This is a genomic window from Nocardioides sp. InS609-2 (genome assembly GCF_023208195.1).
In the GTDB taxonomy this organism is placed as follows: Bacteria; Actinomycetota; Actinomycetes; order Propionibacteriales; family Nocardioidaceae; genus Nocardioides.
This window is the reverse complement of sequence record NZ_CP060034.1, coordinates 957,928-974,241: the sequence shown is the minus strand read 5'-3', so window position 1 is coordinate 974,241 and position 16,314 is coordinate 957,928. Positions and strand designations below refer to the sequence as shown.

Sequence of the window (16,314 nt, the reverse complement as noted above, 5' to 3'; positions counted from 1 at the left end):
TCATGACCACCGAGCAGTCGGACCGTGCCCCCGACCACGACGTCGACGGTGGAACCGACCGGAAGTCGCCTCTCGACTGGTGGCACCACAGCCATCCCACCTTCTCGGCGCTGATGGGCTTCTTCACGGGCATGCTCTTCGTCACCGCCGTGCCCGGTGCGTTCGCAGGAATCCTGCGCCTGGTCTTCCCCTATGACACCGCCGAGAAGCTCTTCCCGCTGGTCGCCATCGCCCTGGTGGTGCCGATCGCGCTGCTGGCCAAGCGGAAGACCCGGCGGTTCGGCGTCTTCATGGTCATCGGCATGGTGCTCACCGCGCTGGTGGTGCTCGGCGTTTCCTCGCTGGTGCTCTACTTCATGGTCCGCTACGACGCCTGAGCACGGACACCAGAGCGCGGACACCGGGTCAGGCCCGCACCGGAGGCGCGTCGTCGACCTCCCACCGCAGAGTGCGCTCCACGGCGCGGTCCCACGCGGCGCGACCGCGACGGCGTACGGGTTCGCTCATCGACGGCTCCCAGACCGCTGCGCTGCGCCAGTTGTCGCGCAACCCCTCTAGGTCGGGCCAGTAGCCGACGGCGAGCCCGGCGGCGTAGGCCGCCCCTAGGGAGACCGACTCCGAGACCAGGGGGCGCTCGACGGGCACCGCCAGCACGTCCGAGACCATCTGCATGAGGAGGTGGTTGGAGGTCATCCCGCCGTCGACGCGCAGCCGGGTGAAGGCCGTGCCCGAGTCGGCGTTCATCGCCTCCACGACCTCGCAGGTCTGCCAGGCCGTCGCCTCCAGGACGGCACGGGCCAGGTGTGCCTTCGTGACGTACGACGTGAGACCGACCACGACGCCCCGTGCATCGGGCTGCCAGCGCGGGGCGAAGAGTCCGGCGAAGGCCGGCACGATGTAGCAGCCGCCGTTGTCCTCGACCCGTAGCGCGAGTGTCTCGATCTCCGGCGCGGAGCTGATCATCTCGAGCGCGTCGCGGAACCACTGGACCAGGGCGCCGGCAACCGCGATGGAGCCCTCGGTGGCGTAGACGGGAGGCTGCCCCTCGAGGGCGTAGGCAACGGTCGAGAGCAGGCCGCTGGAGGAGGGCGTGATCGTGTTGCCGGTGTTCAACAGCAAGAAGGCGCCGGTGCCGTAGGTGCACTTGGCCTCGCCCTCGGCGAAGCAGGTCTGGCCGAAGAGCGCGGCCTGCTGGTCGCCGAAGGCACCGCCGATAGGTACCCCGGGCAGGCCGACGGTGCAGGTGCCGTAGACCTGTGCGTTGGGCCGGATCTCCGGCAGCAGCTCGACGGGGATGTCGAGGGCGTCGAGCAGGCGCTGGTCCCACGAGAGGCTGCGGATGTCCATCAGCATCGTGCGGCTTGCGTTCGTGGTGTCGGTGATGTGGACGCCACCGTGCGGACCGCCGGTGAGGTTCCAGATCAGCCAGCTCTCGATCGTTCCGAAGGCGAGCTCGCCGTTCCTGGCACGGCGCTGGAGCCCGGGGACGTGGTCCAGCAACCAGCGCAGCCTCGGTGCGGCGAAGTAGCCCGCGGGCGTGAGCCCGCACACCTCCTGGAACAGGGCAGCTTGCGGGCCGCGGTTCATCTCCCTCACCAGCTCACTGGTGCGGGTGTCCTGCCAGGTGATTGCACGGGCCACCGGGCGACCTGTGGACCGGTCCCACACCACCGTCGTCTCTCGCTGGTTGGCGATCCCCACGCTAGCGATATCGGTGACCTCCAGGCCCGCGACCGACAGGGCCTCGGGGAGGACACGCAGGGTGTTGCCCCAGATCTCGGTGGCGTCGTGCTCGGCCCAGCCCGGCTGCGGGAAGTGCTGTGTGTGCTCGTGCTGGGCGACCGACACCATCCGGCCCGCGTGGTCGAAGATGAGGCAACGGGTCGAGGTCGTGCCCTGGTCGATGGCCGCGACGTAGCGGGCGCGGCCCGTCACAGCCGGTCCTGGAGCATGTTCGCCGTGGCGTCGGCAGCGGCCACGACCTGCTCGACCAGGCCCTCGCGGGGTGCCCCGGACGCCTGCAGCAGCCGGTCACGCGGCCCGCTCACGGCCATGGCCCCCACGCCGATGCCGACGTGGTGGCGGATGGGTGCGGCCAGCCCGGCCGATCCGGGTCGGAAGGCGCCGTCGACGCACGCCCACCCCTGACGACGTACCTGCTGCAGGGTCCGGACGAGCGCGACGCGGGTGCTCGGGGTGTTCTGCGTGTACGACGTCAGCTCGAGCTCGTGGACGCGTGAGGCCGTCGGTGACCACGCGAGGAGCGCCTGGCCCAGGGCCGTGGCGTGTGCCGGCTGCAGCTCGCCGACCCGGAGCCTCTGCGGCGACCCGTCGGGCCGGAACACATGGCCGATGAGTTGGACCGAGGGGCCTTTCAGCACCCCCAGGTGCACCTCCAGGCCCGTGTGGGCCGCCAGTCCGTCGGCCCAGTTGATCGCGCGCGAGCGCAGCAGGTGTGGGTCGACCTGCTGACCGAGCTCGGTCAGGCCGCTGCCGAGGGAGTAGTGGCCCGAGCCGGGCTGCTGCACGGCGAAGCCGACGGCGCAGAGGGTCCGGACGATGCCGTGGACGGTGCTCTTCGGCAGCTCCAGCAATCGGGCCAGCTCCGCGAGCGGGATCGGGTCGGGTACGGCGCCGAGGATGTGCAGCAGCGCCGCGGCTCGTTCGATGGACTGAATCTGACCGGCCATCCCGCCATCCTGCCAGCGTGCGACATCGTCGTGCGAACGTTCGCCATCGTCGAACGGATGGGCTGGCGGGGGCGCGGCCCACGGGACAGTCTGTGACGTGCGCCACGAGCGCCTAGCGGAGGAGAGTGACATGAGCAGTGGAAAGAACCAGCTCGTCGGAGAGCTGTGCGCGGAGTTCGCCGGAACGATGATCATCATCCTGTTCGGCACCGGAGTGGTCGCCCAGGTCGTGACGAGCAGCGACGGCAGTCTCGGCGACCACGACTCGATCGCCTGGGCCTGGGGCCTCGGCGTCACCCTCGGTGTCTACACCGCAGCCCGGCTTTCCGGCGCGCACCTCAACCCGGCGGTGACGGTCGCACTCGCCGCGTTCAAGGGCTTCTCGTGGCGCAAGGTGCTGCCGTACGCGGCCGCGCAGACGCTCGGGGCGTTCGTCGGAGCGCTGATCGTGCGGGCGACGTACGCCGACCTGATCGCGACCATCGACCCTGACCACACCATCGCCACCCAGGGCATCTTCTCCACGCTGCCCGGCAACGGCGGCGACGGGGTCGGCATCCCCACAGCATTCCTCGACCAGGTCGTCGGCACGGCGATCCTCGTGTTCGTCATCTTCGCGCTCACGACGGCCTGGAACAACCCGCCGATGGCCAACCTCGGCCCGGTCGTCGTGGGGCTTCTCGTGGTCGGGATCGGCATGGCCTTCGGTGCCAACGCGGGCTACGCCATCAACCCGGCGCGCGACTTCGGCCCGCGGATCGCCTCCCTGATGACGGGCTACGGCGGAGCGATGAGCGACCAGAACGGTGATCTCTACTTCTGGTTGCCGATCGTCGCACCGATCATCGGAGGCCTGGTCGGAGGCGGGCTCTTCAAGTTCCTCATCGAGAACCACCTCACGGAGGAGGAGAGTGAGGACGTGGCGGTCAGTGAGCCCCTCGCGAATGCCTGAGCACCAGCGCCAGCACCGAACACCGACTAGGAGACACCCATGACGCAGTACGTCGGAGCCGTAGACCAGGGCACCACGAGCACCCGTTTCATGATCTTCGACCACAGTGGCAACGAGGTCGCCAGGCACCAGCTCGAGCACGAGCAGATCCTGCCGCAGGCCGGTTGGGTCGAGCACGACCCCGTGGAGATCTGGGAGCGCACCAGCTCGGTCCTCCAGACGGGGCTGGCCAAGGCCAAGCTCTCTGCCAGCGACCTGGTCGCCCTCGGCATCACCAACCAGCGCGAGACCACCGTGGTGTGGGACAAGAACACCGGACGGCCGTACTACAACGCCATCGTCTGGCAGGACACGCGCACCGACCGGATCGCGAGCAAGTTGGAACGGGACGGCCACGGTGACCTGATTCGTCAGCGCGCCGGGCTTCCGCCCGCGACGTACTTCTCCGGCGGCAAGATCCAGTGGATCCTGGAGAACGTGGACGGCGTTCGGGAGGCCGCCGAAAAGGGTGACGCACTCTTCGGCAACACCGACTCCTGGTTGGTCTGGAACCTCACCGGTGGCACCGACGGTGGTGTCCACGTCACCGAGCCCACCAATGCCAGCCGGACGATGCTGATGGACCTGGAGACGCTCGAGTGGGACGACGAGCTGCTCGCCCTGTTCGACATCCCGCGCGCGATGCTTCCTGAGATCAAGGCCTCCAGCGAGCCGGGTGGCTACGGCACCACGCGCAGCAACGGACCGCTGCGCGGCGAGGTGCCGCTGACCGGCATCCTGGGCGACCAGCAGGCTGCGACCGTCGGCCAGGTCTGCTTCGAGCCCGGCGAGGCCAAGAACACCTACGGCACCGGCAACTTCATGCTGCTCAACACCGGTACCGAGCTGGTCCGCTCCCACGCCGGGCTGCTGACCACCGTGTGCTACAAGTTCGGGGACGCCAAGCCTGTCTACGCCCTCGAGGGCTCGATCGCGGTCACCGGATCGGCCGTGCAGTGGCTGCGCGACCAGCTCGGCATCATCAGCGGCGCAGCCCAGAGCGAGTCGCTGGCCCGTCAGGTCGAGGACAACGGCGGCGTCTACTTCGTGCCCGCGTTCTCGGGCCTCTTCGCGCCGTACTGGCGCTCGGACGCCCGCGGCGCGATCGTCGGACTCTCCCGATTCAACACCAACGCGCACCTCGCCCGGGCCACCCTCGAGGCGATCTGCTACCAGAGCCGCGACGTGGCCGAGGCGATGGAGAAGGACTCTGGTGTCACCCTCGAAGTGCTCAAGGTCGACGGCGGTGTGACCGCCAACGAGCTGTGCATGCAGATCCAGGCCGACGTCCTGGGCGTGGAGGTCAGCCGGCCGGTGGTCGCCGAGACCACCGCCCTGGGCGCGGCGTACGCCGCCGGGCTTGCAGTCGGCTTCTGGAACAACACCGACGAGCTGCGCGAGAACTGGAACGAAGCGAAGAGATGGTCGCCACAGTGGGATGACCAGCAGCGCACCAAAGGTTACGAGCAGTGGAAGAAGGCCGTCGAGCGCACCCTCGACTGGGTCGACGTCGACTGAGCCACAGCGTCGCAGGCAAGGCCACCAGCACACACCAGGAAGAGGTTCCCTCGCATGAGGTCCATCGCGCTCTCGCCCGAGTTCCGTGAGCAGTCCCTGCAGCAGATGGCCACCGAGGAGCTGGACATCCTCGTCATCGGGGGCGGCGTGGTGGGCGCCGGCAGTGCGTTGGACGCTGCCACCCGTGGCCTGAAGGTCGGCCTGGTCGAGGCGCGCGACTTCGCGTCGGGCACGTCCAGCCGCTCGAGCAAGCTCGTGCACGGCGGCCTGCGCTACCTCGAGATGCTGGACTTCCGGCTGGTCGCCGAGGCCCTCAAGGAGCGCGGCCTGCTGATGCGGGAGCTGGCACCCCACCTGGTGCACCCGGTCGCGTTCCTCTACCCGCTCCAGCACCGGTGGTGGGAGCGCTTCTACGCTGGCTCCGGCGTTGCGCTGTACGACGCGATGAGCAGGGTCTCGGGCCGCGCGGGGGTGCCGATGCACCAGCACCTGACCCGTCGTGGCGCCCGGAAGCTGGCGCCGTCGCTGCGCAAGGACGCTTTGGTCGGTGCGCTCAAGTACTACGACGCGCAGGTCGACGACGCCCGGCACACGATGTTCATCGCCCGGACCGCGGCGGCCTACGGCGCTCACGTCGCCTCACGGGCGCGGGTGGTCGAGCTGCTTCGCGAGGGCGAGCGGGTGACCGGCGCGGTCGTCCGGGATCTCGAGAACGACACCACGGTCACGATCCGGGCGAGGCAGATCGTCAACGCGACGGGCGTATGGACCGACGAGACGCAGGCACTCGGCGGCCAGCGCGGGCAGTTCCACGTGCGCGCCAGCAAGGGCATCCACCTGGTCGTCCCCAAGGACCGGATCCGTTCCGAGGTCGGGATCATCCTGCGCACCGAGAAGTCCGTGCTGTTCGTCATTCCGTGGGGGCGGCACTGGATCATCGGCACCACCGACACCGACTGGGCGCTCGACAAGGCCCATCCCGCGGCGAGCGAGGCCGACATCGACTACCTGCTCGAGCACGTCAACCGGGTCCTGGAGGTGCCGCTCACCCACTCCGACGTGGAGGGGGTGTACGCCGGCCTGCGTCCGCTGCTCGAGGGCGAGTCCGACGCGACCTCGAAGCTGTCGCGCGAGCACGCGGTGGGTCACCCGGCGCCCGGGCTGGTCGTCGTCGCGGGCGGCAAGTACACGACGTACCGGATCATGGCCAAGGATGCCGTCGACGAGGCCGTCTTCGGCCTCTCCTCTCAGTTCGACCGCAAGGTCTCGGCGTCGGTGACCGAGAACATCCCGTTGCTGGGTGCCGAGGGCTACCAGGCGCTGCTCAACTCCCGCCACGTGCTGGCCGCCAGCTCGGGGCTGCACGAGGTATGGATCGAGCACCTGCTCAAGCGCTACGGCTCACTGATCCACGAGGTGCTGGCGATGGTGTCCGAGGATGCGTCGCTCGGGGAGCCGCTGACGGGGGCCACCGACTACCTGAGGGTGGAGGCCGTGTACGCCGCCAGCCACGAGGGTGCCCGGCACCTCGACGACGTCCTCACCCGGCGGATCCGGCTCTCGATCGAGACGTTCGACCGCGGTGTCGGCGCGGTCGACGAGGTGGCGGAGCTGGTGGGTGGCGTGCTCGGCTGGAGCGACGAGCAGACCGCGCTCGAGATCGAGCACTACCGCATGCGCGTCGCGGCAGAGCGGGAGAGCCAGCAGATGCCCGACGACGCGACTGCCGACGCTGCCCGGCTGGGCGCGGCCGACGTGGTGCCGCTCACGTGACAGGCCGAGGTGGTCGGGGGGTTCGCCGCGGCCACCGCGTCGGTGGGAGACTGGCTACCTGATGTCCGAGACACCCACGCCCGCTGAGGGCACGACCCCGCTCACGCTCGTCTTCGACGAGCCCCGTGGCCGCAAGAAGCCTCCCCGCCACCTCGCCGACCTCGATGAGGCGGGCCGCAAGGAGCTGCTGGTCGAGGCCGGGCTGCCCGGCTTCCGTGCCAAGCAGCTCTCGACGCACTACTTCGCGCGGTTGGTCGACGACCCCGCGCAGATGACCGACCTGCCGGCTGCCCAGCGCGAGGAGCTGGTCTCGACGCTCCTGCCGACGCTGATGACGCCGCTGCGCACGCTCGAGGCCGACAAGGGCACCACCCGCAAGACGCTCTGGAAGCTCTTCGACGGCGCGCTGGTCGAGTCGGTGTTGATGCGCTACCCCGACCGGGCCACCGTCTGCGTCTCGAGCCAGGCCGGCTGCGGCATGGCCTGCCCGTTCTGCGCCACCGGCCAGGGCGGCCTCCAGCGCAACATGTCTACCGCCGAGATCGTCGAACAGGTCGTCGCCGGTGCCCGGTCGATGGCCCGCGGCGAGGTCCCGGGTGGCCCGGGCCGCGTCTCCAACGTCGTGTTCATGGGCATGGGCGAGCCGCTCGCCAACTACAAGGCCGTGATCGGCGCCGTACGCCGACTCGTCGACCCCAGCCCCGCCGGCCTCGGCATGAGCGCCCGCGGCATCACCGTGTCGACGGTCGGTCTCGTGCCACGCATCAACCAGCTCACCGACGAGGGCATCCCGGTGACGCTCGCGCTCAGCCTGCACGCCCCCGACGACGAGCTGCGCAACGAGCTCGTGCCGATCAACACCCGCTACTCGGTGGCCGAGACGGTCGAGGCTGCGTGGCACTACGCCGAGAAGACCAAGCGCCGGGTCTCGATCGAGTACGCCATGATGCGCGGCATCAACGACCAGGCCCACCGTGCCGACCTGCTCGGCGACGTACTCAACTCCTACGGCGACTGGGGCTGGGTGCACGTCAACCTGATCCCGCTCAACCCGACACCCGGCTCGAAGTGGACCGCCAGCGACCCCAAGGACGAGCGCGAGTTCGTGCGCCGCCTCGAGGCCAAGGGCATCTCGACCACGGTGCGCGACACACGTGGCCGCGAGATCGACGGGGCCTGCGGGCAGCTCGCCGCTGCTGAGTGAGCTCTCGATCGTGACCGCACCCTGCTGGCCGCCTCGAGCGAGCGAGTCCATTTAGGACGCAGCGAGCCGACGGCCGCCGTTCACGTGTCGTCCACGACGACATCGGCGGGTGTTCGAAGTGGGTTCCTAGCGTCGGAGGCATGGCGCTCACCTCGCTGGCACGACGCAGGCAGGCCCACGACGCAGCGACACTGCTGCGCCTACCGATTCACTCACCGACTGCGCCGTTGCGTGTGCTGGTGGTCTCAGAGTCGTTCCTGCCGCAGGTCAACGGCGTGACCAACTCCGTACGTCGCGTGCTCGAGCACCTCGCGGCCGAGGGCCACGAGGCGGAGCTGGTCGCGCCCACCGGCCCCGCGACGTACGCCGGGTTCCCGGTCACGCACGCACGTGGCACCAGCCTGCCGTTCTACCGCGACTTCCGGATCGGTCTCGAGACCCGGCGGCGTCTGCGGGCCACGATGCTGCGGTTCCGGCCCGACGTCGTACACATCGCCTCGCCCGCAACTCTCGGTCACCAGGCGGCGCGTGCGGCGCGTGAGCTCGGCATCCCGGCGGTTGCGATCTACCAGACCGACCTGGTCGGCTTCGCCCAGCAGTACGGCGTGCCCGGCGGTGCCGCTGCGATGACGGCCCTGACCCGGCGCGTCCACACGGTTGTCGACCGCACGCTCGTGCCCTCGACCGCCAGCCTGGCGCAGCTGGAGGCGATGGGGATCCCGAACCTCGGTCGCTGGCCGCGTGGCGTCGACCTCGTGCAGTTCGACCCGCGGCACCGGTCCGTGGCGTTGCGCGAACGGCTCGCGCCCGGCGCCGAGCTGCTCGTCGGGTACGTCGGCCGGCTGGCGCCCGAGAAGGAGCTCGAGCTGCTGGCGCCACTGGATGCCACACCGGGCGTGCGGCTGGTGCTCGTCGGTGCCGGACCGGAGGAGGCGCGGCTGCGTGCCCTGCTCCCGAACGCCGCCTTCCTCGGCGTCCTGCACGGCGCCGAGCTGTCCGCGGCGTACGCGAGTCTCGACGTCTTCGTGCACACCGGCCGGCACGAGACCTACTGCCAGTCCGCGCAGGAGGCGCTCGCGTCGGGTGTGCCGGCGGTCGCACCGCGGGCGGGTGGCCCGATCGACGTGATCGACGACGGGGTCGCCGGCTACCTCTACGCACCCGGCGACGCCGCCGAGCTCGCGTCGTACGTCATGACGCTCAAGGACGACCCGATGCTGCGGCTCCGGATGAGCCGCAGTGCCCGGCGCAGCGTCGAGGGGCGGTCGTGGCTGCGGGTCAACGAGCTGCTGGTGCGCCACTACCGGGAGGTCAGCGGGGTGGGCGCGCGGAGCGACGTCAGGGCGTCGTGAACAGCGCCGCTGCTTCGTCGAGGGTGTCGACAAGGTGCACGTGCGGCTCCATGACGCGGCCATCGGCAAGCGACTGCAGCAACGGCCAGGCCGGCAGCGTCCGGGTCCAGTAGTCGCGGCCGACCAGCACCATCGGCGCGACGGACGAGTCGTCGGCGTAGTAGTTCTCGCAGGCGTCCTGGAAGATCTCCTGGACCGTGCCGCCGGCCCCGGTGAGGAACACGATGCCGCGGTTGCAGACCTGCAGCAGCACGGCCTCGCGGGTGGCGTTGCCGAAGTACTTCGCGATCGCGGTCGCGAACACGTTGGGTGGCTCGTGGCCGTAGTGCCACGTGGGCACGCCGAGGGTCTCGGTCGGCTCGGGGTGCGCGTCGACGACATCGAACGTCGCCGCTGCCCAGGCGTCGATCGACGGCCGGAACGACGGTACGGCGGCCAGGCCGGTCAGCGCCTCCTCAACCGTTGACAGGGGACCGGTGGCCAGGCGGGCACCCAGGTTGGCGGCCTCCATGGCGCCAGGCCCACCGCCGGTGGCGACAATGTGGGTGGTGCCCAGCAGGTGACCGAGGCGTGCTGCGTCGGTGTACTCGACCGAGCCGCGCTCGAGGGCGTGCCCGCCCATCACCCCGACGATGTCTCGGCCGGCGACCCACGTGGCGAGCGCGCCGTCGATCGCGTGGTCGTGCAGAGCCTTGGCGAGCGCCGAGTCGCGGGACTGGCGACGTTTCGACCACGCGAACGCCCGCCCGTCGAGCGACTCGCGGTAGGTCGCGGTGCCGTACAGCTCACGCGCGGTGTACAGCGAGGTCCGGTAGTCGTCGACGGGGGAGTTCGGCAGGTCCGGGAAGACCAGAGCGCCCTCGCCACGCACGCGGGCCTCGTCGCCCGTGGCGAACCGGCAGCCCAGGAACAGCGCGCCGCCGGTGTGACACGACGCGAGGGTGGCGGAGTGCCTGGTGAGGTCGAGCCCGCGCAGCCGCCAGCCGGCGAGCGAGGTGTTGCCGGCGGCCACGCGTCGTACGAGCTCGACGGTGGTGTCGACGTCGACCACACGTCCTCGGCTGCGCCTCACCCGCGCGACGCTAGCCGATCCCACCTGTCAGAAGGCGTGCGCCATCAGGTCTGCGAACAGCTCCTGGTCGTCGACCTCCATGCCGCGTGCCCTGAACCAGTTGCACATGTTCGTGCAGTCGCGCATCAGGAAGTCCAGGCCCTGCGGGTTGCCGACCAGGTCGACGATCTGCGGAAGGTCGATGATGACGAGCCGGTCGCCGGCCACGAGCGTGTTGTACGGCGACAGGTCGCCGTGCACGATGCCCGCCTGCACCATCGTCGCGAGGGCGCCACGCAGCTGTTCGAACAGCGACCCCAGTGCGTTCGGCGACGGCCGGGTCTGGGCGAGCCGGGGCGCCGTCTCTCCGTCGTGGGTGATCCACTCCATCAGGATCTCCGTGCCGTCAATCTGCACCGGGTAGGGCACGGCCACGCCGAGCTGCCAGAGCCGGTTGAGCGCGCCCCACTCGGAGATCGCCCACTCGCCGGACGCCACCAGGCGCCCGAACGTCGACTTGCGCTTGAGGGCGCGCTCGTCGCGGGAGCGCTTCATCGAGCGCCCCTCGGTGTACGACGCGGCCCGGTGGAACGTGCGGTGGTCGGTGTCGCGGTAGCGCTTGGCCGCCATGATCACCCCCGCCTCGGGCTCGAGCGGGTCGGCGCGCTCGAGCAGGAAGACGTCGGCTTCCTTGCCGGTCTTGAGGATCCCGAGATCGGTGTCGATGGCGCCTTGCGAGGTCACCAGCCAGTCAGGGCGCGGCTCGGGGCCGCGACTGAGTGGCTCGACGCTCATCCACGTCGACCAGCGCTGGGTGGACGCATCGAGGTCGTCGTAGGAGGTGAAGTCGAAGACGAAGCTGGGGTCGAGCTCGTCAGCCGGCTCGAAGGCCGAGTCGTTCGGGGTGCGTGTCATTGCTTGATGTGCTCCGTGAGGTCGAGAGGGTCTGGTCTGCGGACAGGCCAAGAACAGTCGTCAACATGACCTGCTCCTCTCGCTCGACGGGCACACGACTGCGCCCTGCTGCGTTCATCATGGGGGCGCGGCACAGTCGCCGCAACGCAATTACGCAGCCTCCCCCCTACTGGTCTCGAGCGGCGCGTTCTCCCAGACATCGTCGACGTGTACGACGCTGCGCCCGGCCCGCTGCAGCAGGCTCGCGGCGATGCCCGCGCGGTAGCCACTGAGGCAGTGCACCCACACCTCGCCGGCGGGCAGCTCGTGCTGCCGGGTCTCGAGGTGGTGGAGCGGGATGTGGATCGCGTCGGGCAGGTGGCCATCGTCGTACTCGTCGACGTGCCGCACGTCGACGAGCACCCGGTCGGCGGGTGCGTCGGCCAGGCCGAACCACGCGGCGCGGCGCAGGGTGGGGTGGCTCGGCAGGTCGACGCCCGGGACGAGCACGCGGGCGTGTGCGCCCTCGATGCCGATGCGTTCGAGGTCACGGCGGGCTTCGGTGAGGTCGCCCGGGTCGTCAGTCAGCAGCACGATCTCGGTGTCCTCGCTGGTCAGCCAGCCGACCCACGTCGCGAACTGGGCGCCGTACTCCACGTTGACCGACCCGGACAGGTGGCCCTCAGTAAACGACTCACGCGACCGGAGGTCGATCGCCCAGCCGCCGCGGGCGAGCACGCCCAGCACTTCGTCGTGCCCGACGTCGTGTCCCACCCTGGGTGCGACAGTGCCGCGGCCGGCGCGGTTGGCCGGCGACATCCGCCGGTAGTAGGTCGGCACCGGCCCGAAGCCCGCGACCAGCTCGTCGACGAACGCGTCGCGAGGTGTGTTGAGTGCGTGGTTGCTCGCCAGCTCGCCGCCGATGCTGAGCGGGACGTCGGTGGCCGAGGTGCTCGTCGCGGCGCAGAAGCTACCGAAGCCGTGGGTGGGATGCAGCGACGTGGCGGGGTCGAGGGTGCCGAGGTGGCGGACGCTGTTCCACTGGGCGCGCGCGAGGTGGCGCGCCAGGAGCGGGTCCATCAGGTCGGTGCGCCCGACGGTGCCGGCGAGCAGGCTGCCGCCGGAGAAGAGCGCGTCGCGGCCGACGCCGTCTGTCGCGAGGAGGGCCTGGTGGTGCAGCGTGTGGCCGGGGGTGTCGATCACGTGGACGGCGAACGAGCCCACGTCGACGACGTCGCCGTCGCGCACCCCGGCCCGGTCGAAGGCCACCCGTTCGTCGACCGAGAGCAGGTAGTCGACGCCGTGCCGGCGGGCGAGTCCCAGCGCGCCCGAGACGTAGTCGTTGTGCACGTGGGTGTCCGCCACCGCCGCGATGCGTACGCCGGCCAGCTCGGCCGCCTCCTCGACGATCTCGAGGTCGCGGGGCGGGTCGATGACGAGCGCGTTCTCGCCGTCGTGGACGAGGTGGGTGCGGTTGCCGACCTGCGGCACCTCGATCGTGATCACGTCCATGGTGTCCTCCCGTAATGTCTTCAAAGTTTAGTAATTCACATATATTAAACCACGCGATAGGTTCTTCGGGTGATTCAGACCTCCACGTTGCGCCGTGTCATCAGCCCGCTCGCCGTCGTCCTCGTCACCGGCTTCCTCGGCGGAGTCGTTGGTGCCGGCGCCACCGACGTGCCCGAGCGCGCACCCGCCGCCGGCTCGAGCGGCATCGGTGACCCCTACTTCCCGGCCGATGGCAACGGCGGCATCGACGTCCAGAGCTATGCCGTGCACGACCGCTACGCGTTCGCATCCAAGAGGCTGCGCGGCACGACCCGCATCTCGTTGCGGGCGACCCAGGACCTCTCGTCGTTCAACCTCGACTTCCTGCTGGGCGTCGACAAGGTCACCGTCAACGGTGTGAAGGCCGGCCACACCAAGCCGACCGACCATGAGCTGCGCATCACCCCGGCCACTCCGCTCGTCAGCGGCGCCACGGCCGTCGTCACCGTGAAGTACGCCGGCCGCCCGGCCAGGCATCGCTATGAAGGTGAAGGCAACTGGCTGGCCGACGGGCGCGAGGTCGTGGCCATGAACGAGCCGCACATGGCGCCGTGGTGGTTCCCCTCCAACGACCACCCGCGCGACAAGGCGCTGATGGACGTCAGGATCACCGTCCCGAAGGGCCGCGAGGTCATCGCCAACGGGAAGCTCGTGAACAAGAAGGCCGGCAAGCACAACACCACGTGGCACTGGCGCGCCGACGAGCCGATGGCCACCTACCTGGCGTTCTTCGCTGCCGGTGACTTCAAGATCGACAAGGGCACCCACCAGGGCCGGCCGTGGCTGGTGGCCGCGTCGAAGGCGCTGCCGCGTCGTACTCTCAAGACCTCCATGCGCCAGCTGCGTCGCAGCCCCGCGATCGTGAAGACGCTGGAGTCCGACCTGGGTGCCTACCCGTTCTCGGTGACCGGCGGCCTCGTCACCTCGCTAGACCCCGGCTTCGCGCTCGAGAACCAGACCCGCCCGACCTATCCGGCGCTCTCCGGCAACGCCACGAGCCTGCTGGTGCACGAGCTCGCCCACCAGTGGTTCGGCGACGATGTCGCGGTCGACCAGTGGCGCGACATCTGGCTGAACGAGGGAGCTGCCAGCTTCATGGAGGTGCGGTACGACGAGACGCACGGGGGCCCGTCGGGCACGGCCTGGCTCCAGCGTGAGTACAACAGCGTCAGCGCCAGCGACGGGCTCTGGAAGACCCCGGTCGTCGACCCGGGCAAGGACGACATCTTCGCCTACGCCGTCTACTACCGGGGGTCGATGGCGATGCAGGCGCTGCGCAACCGCATCGGCGAAGACGCGTTCTGGACGCTGCTCCGCACGTGGCTCTCGACCCGCTCCGGCGGCAACGGCAGCTCGGTGCAGTTCGAGGCGCTGGCCGGGCAGATCAGCGGCCAGAACCTGACCTCGTTCTTCCAGGCCTGGCTGCGCGACACCGCCAAGCCAGCGAGAACGGCAGACAACGGGCTCTGATCCGACAACTTGTGGCCGTCGAGCGGCGTCACATGGAGGTGATGTCCGTTCGAATTATCTCCGGTGCAGTCCTCGGCGCGCTTGCGCTCGCCGGTTGCTCCGCGGGGAGTGATCCATCGCTTTCGGCCCGCCCAGTTGAGTCGCAGAGCTCGCCACCCGCCGCACAGCCGACCTCGACCGGCTCCGGTCTGTCGGTTGCCGACGTGACGCACCGCCGTACGCCGCTGGCGGCGCACCTCTTCGGCCGCAGGACCAGCGTGGCCACGCTGGGACAGCGCGGGGAGGTAGTCATCTCGCTTCTCGCAACGAAGCCGAGCTTGGAACTCGAGCAGGGGCGGTTGGCGCTTGCCTCGAGCGCTGATCGCACCGGCAATGCTCTTCTCATTCCGATGGGCCCCCGTCGCGAAGAGGCCCAGCAGGTGGCCGGGGCCGCCGTGACGCCACAACATGTGGTCTGGATGGAGACGCCCTCCACGTCCCTCGATGAGGATCCGTGGATCCTGTACGGCTTCGACCGCCGCCGCGGTGTGACCAGCGAACTGGCTCGCGCTGCCGGACTCTGGGACCGAACGCCCCCGCCCCCAGTGCCAGGCCACACGGGCGTCGTCGCCGCAGGCGGTCGGATTGCGTGGGCACAGGTGCATGGCCGGAGCAGGAGCGACTTCCGCGTCGATGTGCTCACGTGTCGCATCGACCGGTGCGTGCCGAAGACTGCGGTGAGGAACGCGGCGTACCCGCAGATCACGTCGCGAGGCATCTACGCCGTACGGCGGGACAAAGGCGCGCACGAGGCGATCGTGTTCAGGCCCCACGTGGCTTCGCAACGCACTGTGTACGAGCTCTCCGACCCCGAGGCCGTGACCACCGGGTTCGCGGCAACTGACGAGAGCTGGATCGTTACGAAGCGACTGGACCGAGCCGGGTCGAGCGAGTCGAGCGCGCTGATCTCAGCCGGCGGCGATCCGGTGGAGGTAACGGGTCGGCCGGGCGAGAACTTCGGTTATCCGGTCGCCGGCTCCGGGTTCGTTGCCTGGGCAGAGGGGAGTGGGGTCACTTCCGAGCTGGGTGGGTACGTGTACTCGTTGTCGAGTGGGCAGGTCTACGAAGCCGGTAACCGAATGGGTCTCTACGGGCTGGAGGCGGCCGGCGCCCACCTTGCGTGGCAGATGGATCGAACCCGAGGCGCCGCCGACCTCGCTGGCATCCGATGGGTGGTCGCCGAGATCGACGAATGAGGCCAGCCTTGCTCCGGCCTCAGCGCACGCCCCACGAATAGGTCTGCTTCTTCAGCTTGAGATACATGAAGGTCTCGGTGCCCTCGACCCCCTCGATGGTCCGGATCTTCGTGGACACCAGATCGAGCAGGTGTTCGTCGCTCTCGCACACGGCCTCGACGAGCAGGTCGAAGGTGCCCGCGGTGATGACGACGTAGTCGACCTCGTCGAACCCGGAGATGATGTCGGCGATCCCCTCCAGGGGGCCCCGGATCCGGATGCCGATCATGGCCTGGCGGGCGAAGCCGAGCTCGAGGGGATCGGTGACGGCGACGACCTGCATGACACCGGTGTCGGTGAGCCGCTGCACCCGCTGGCGGACAGCCGCCTCCGAGAGCCCGACGGCCTTGCCGATGGCCGCGTAGGAGCGGCGACCGTCCTGCTGGAGCTGTTCGATGATCGCCTTGGAGACGTCGTCGAGTGGTCCGCCGGGTCGAGACGCCGCATTCATGCAGGCAATGTACAAGACGAGTGAACCCTGCCGAAACATTCGCCAGGACTACAGATTTCGTTGTCAGTTCCTCGTTCTTCAACCGAATCCCTTGT

14 protein-coding genes are annotated in these 16,314 nt (G+C 69.5%); 8 read left to right on the top strand and 6 right to left on the bottom strand.

Annotated features, from left to right (window positions below; genetic code table 11):
* The first annotated feature begins 2 nt into the window (after positions 1-2).
* The gene (locus tag H4Q84_RS05115) at positions 3-377 is read left to right on the top strand and encodes a hypothetical protein (protein WP_248582331.1); all 375 of its coding nucleotides are present in this window, start codon (positions 3-5) and stop codon (positions 375-377) included.
* A 28-nt stretch (positions 378-405) separates the two neighbouring features.
* Here the strand turns inward: H4Q84_RS05115 and glpK (H4Q84_RS05110) are convergent, their stop codons facing one another.
* Both glpK (H4Q84_RS05110) and H4Q84_RS05105 read right to left on the bottom strand, forming a co-directional pair.
* Complete coding sequence (gene glpK, locus H4Q84_RS05110; protein ID WP_248582330.1) at positions 406-1,935, bottom strand: glycerol kinase GlpK; 1,530 nt, start codon at positions 1,933-1,935, stop codon at positions 406-408.
* A complete protein-coding gene (locus H4Q84_RS05105; RefSeq protein ID WP_248582329.1) occupies positions 1,932-2,690 on the bottom strand; it encodes an IclR family transcriptional regulator in 759 nt (252 codons plus the stop codon). Before H4Q84_RS05105 ends, glpK (H4Q84_RS05110) begins: the two co-directional genes overlap by 4 nt.
* A gap of 130 nt (positions 2,691-2,820) precedes the next feature.
* Between H4Q84_RS05105 and H4Q84_RS05100 the strand changes: the two genes are divergently transcribed.
* The 5 genes from H4Q84_RS05100 (at position 2,821) to H4Q84_RS05080 (ending at position 9,528) form a co-directional block, all read left to right on the top strand.
* Positions 2,821-3,642 (top strand): MIP family channel protein, encoded by an 822-nt coding sequence (locus tag H4Q84_RS05100; protein ID WP_248582328.1) that lies wholly within the window; start codon positions 2,821-2,823, stop codon positions 3,640-3,642.
* A gap of 39 nt (positions 3,643-3,681) precedes the next feature.
* Positions 3,682-5,199 carry a glycerol kinase GlpK gene (glpK, locus tag H4Q84_RS05095; RefSeq protein ID WP_248582327.1) on the top strand — a complete coding sequence of 506 codons (1,518 nt, stop codon included), beginning with the start codon at positions 3,682-3,684 and terminating at the stop codon, positions 5,197-5,199.
* 54 nt (positions 5,200-5,253) lie between these two features.
* Complete coding sequence (locus H4Q84_RS05090) at positions 5,254-6,972, top strand: glycerol-3-phosphate dehydrogenase/oxidase (protein ID WP_248582326.1); 1,719 nt, start codon at positions 5,254-5,256, stop codon at positions 6,970-6,972.
* Positions 6,973-7,033: 61 nt separating this feature from the next.
* Positions 7,034-8,176 carry a 23S rRNA (adenine(2503)-C(2))-methyltransferase RlmN gene (rlmN, locus tag H4Q84_RS05085; RefSeq protein WP_248582325.1) on the top strand — a complete coding sequence of 381 codons (1,143 nt, stop codon included), beginning with the start codon at positions 7,034-7,036 and terminating at the stop codon, positions 8,174-8,176.
* A gap of 140 nt (positions 8,177-8,316) precedes the next feature.
* Positions 8,317-9,528 (top strand): glycosyltransferase family 1 protein, encoded by a 1,212-nt coding sequence (locus tag H4Q84_RS05080; RefSeq protein ID WP_248582324.1) that lies wholly within the window; start codon positions 8,317-8,319, stop codon positions 9,526-9,528.
* Here H4Q84_RS05080 and H4Q84_RS05075 read toward each other — a convergent pair.
* The 3 genes from H4Q84_RS05075 to H4Q84_RS05065 form a co-directional block, all read right to left on the bottom strand.
* Complete coding sequence (locus H4Q84_RS05075) at positions 9,515-10,600, bottom strand: Rossmann fold nucleotide-binding protein (protein WP_248582323.1); 1,086 nt, start codon at positions 10,598-10,600, stop codon at positions 9,515-9,517. The genes H4Q84_RS05080 and H4Q84_RS05075 overlap by 14 nt on opposite strands.
* A 27-nt stretch (positions 10,601-10,627) precedes the next feature.
* The gene (locus tag H4Q84_RS05070; protein WP_248582322.1) at positions 10,628-11,494 is read right to left on the bottom strand and encodes an RIO1 family regulatory kinase/ATPase; all 867 of its coding nucleotides are present in this window, start codon (positions 11,492-11,494) and stop codon (positions 10,628-10,630) included.
* 150 nt (positions 11,495-11,644) lie between these two features.
* Positions 11,645-12,985 (bottom strand): rhodanese-like domain-containing protein, encoded by a 1,341-nt coding sequence (locus H4Q84_RS05065; RefSeq protein WP_248582321.1) that lies wholly within the window; start codon positions 12,983-12,985, stop codon positions 11,645-11,647.
* Positions 12,986-13,054: 69 nt separating this feature from the next.
* Between H4Q84_RS05065 and H4Q84_RS05060 the strand changes: the two genes are divergently transcribed.
* Together H4Q84_RS05060 and H4Q84_RS05055 are read left to right on the top strand one after the other, a co-directional pair.
* Positions 13,055-14,494 (top strand): M1 family metallopeptidase, encoded by a 1,440-nt coding sequence (locus H4Q84_RS05060; protein WP_248582320.1) that lies wholly within the window; start codon positions 13,055-13,057, stop codon positions 14,492-14,494.
* A gap of 32 nt (positions 14,495-14,526) precedes the next feature.
* The gene (locus H4Q84_RS05055; protein WP_248582319.1) at positions 14,527-15,729 is read left to right on the top strand and encodes a hypothetical protein; all 1,203 of its coding nucleotides are present in this window, start codon (positions 14,527-14,529) and stop codon (positions 15,727-15,729) included.
* 19 nt (positions 15,730-15,748) lie between these two features.
* Here H4Q84_RS05055 and H4Q84_RS05050 read toward each other — a convergent pair whose 3' ends face one another.
* A complete protein-coding gene (locus H4Q84_RS05050; RefSeq protein ID WP_248582318.1) occupies positions 15,749-16,219 on the bottom strand; it encodes an Lrp/AsnC family transcriptional regulator in 471 nt (156 codons plus the stop codon).
* Between the last annotated feature and the right edge of the window lie 95 nt (positions 16,220-16,314).

Coding starts and splice junctions, on each gene's coding strand:
- rlmN (WP_248582325.1), top strand. CDS start 7,034: ATGTCCGAGACACCCACGCCCGCTGAGGGCACGACCCCGCTCACGCTC.
- H4Q84_RS05070 (WP_248582322.1), bottom strand. CDS start 11,494: ATGACACGCACCCCGAACGACTCGGCCTTCGAGCCGGCTGACGAGCTC.
- H4Q84_RS05090 (WP_248582326.1), top strand. CDS start 5,254: ATGAGGTCCATCGCGCTCTCGCCCGAGTTCCGTGAGCAGTCCCTGCAG.
- H4Q84_RS05080 (WP_248582324.1), top strand. CDS start 8,317: ATGGCGCTCACCTCGCTGGCACGACGCAGGCAGGCCCACGACGCAGCG.
- H4Q84_RS05115 (WP_248582331.1), top strand. CDS start 3: ATGACCACCGAGCAGTCGGACCGTGCCCCCGACCACGACGTCGACGGT.
- H4Q84_RS05055 (WP_248582319.1), top strand. CDS start 14,527: ATGGAGGTGATGTCCGTTCGAATTATCTCCGGTGCAGTCCTCGGCGCG.
- glpK (WP_248582327.1), top strand. CDS start 3,682: ATGACGCAGTACGTCGGAGCCGTAGACCAGGGCACCACGAGCACCCGT.
- H4Q84_RS05065 (WP_248582321.1), bottom strand. CDS start 12,985: ATGGACGTGATCACGATCGAGGTGCCGCAGGTCGGCAACCGCACCCAC.
- H4Q84_RS05105 (WP_248582329.1), bottom strand. CDS start 2,690: ATGGCCGGTCAGATTCAGTCCATCGAACGAGCCGCGGCGCTGCTGCAC.
- H4Q84_RS05050 (WP_248582318.1), bottom strand. CDS start 16,219: ATGAATGCGGCGTCTCGACCCGGCGGACCACTCGACGACGTCTCCAAG.
- H4Q84_RS05100 (WP_248582328.1), top strand. CDS start 2,821: ATGAGCAGTGGAAAGAACCAGCTCGTCGGAGAGCTGTGCGCGGAGTTC.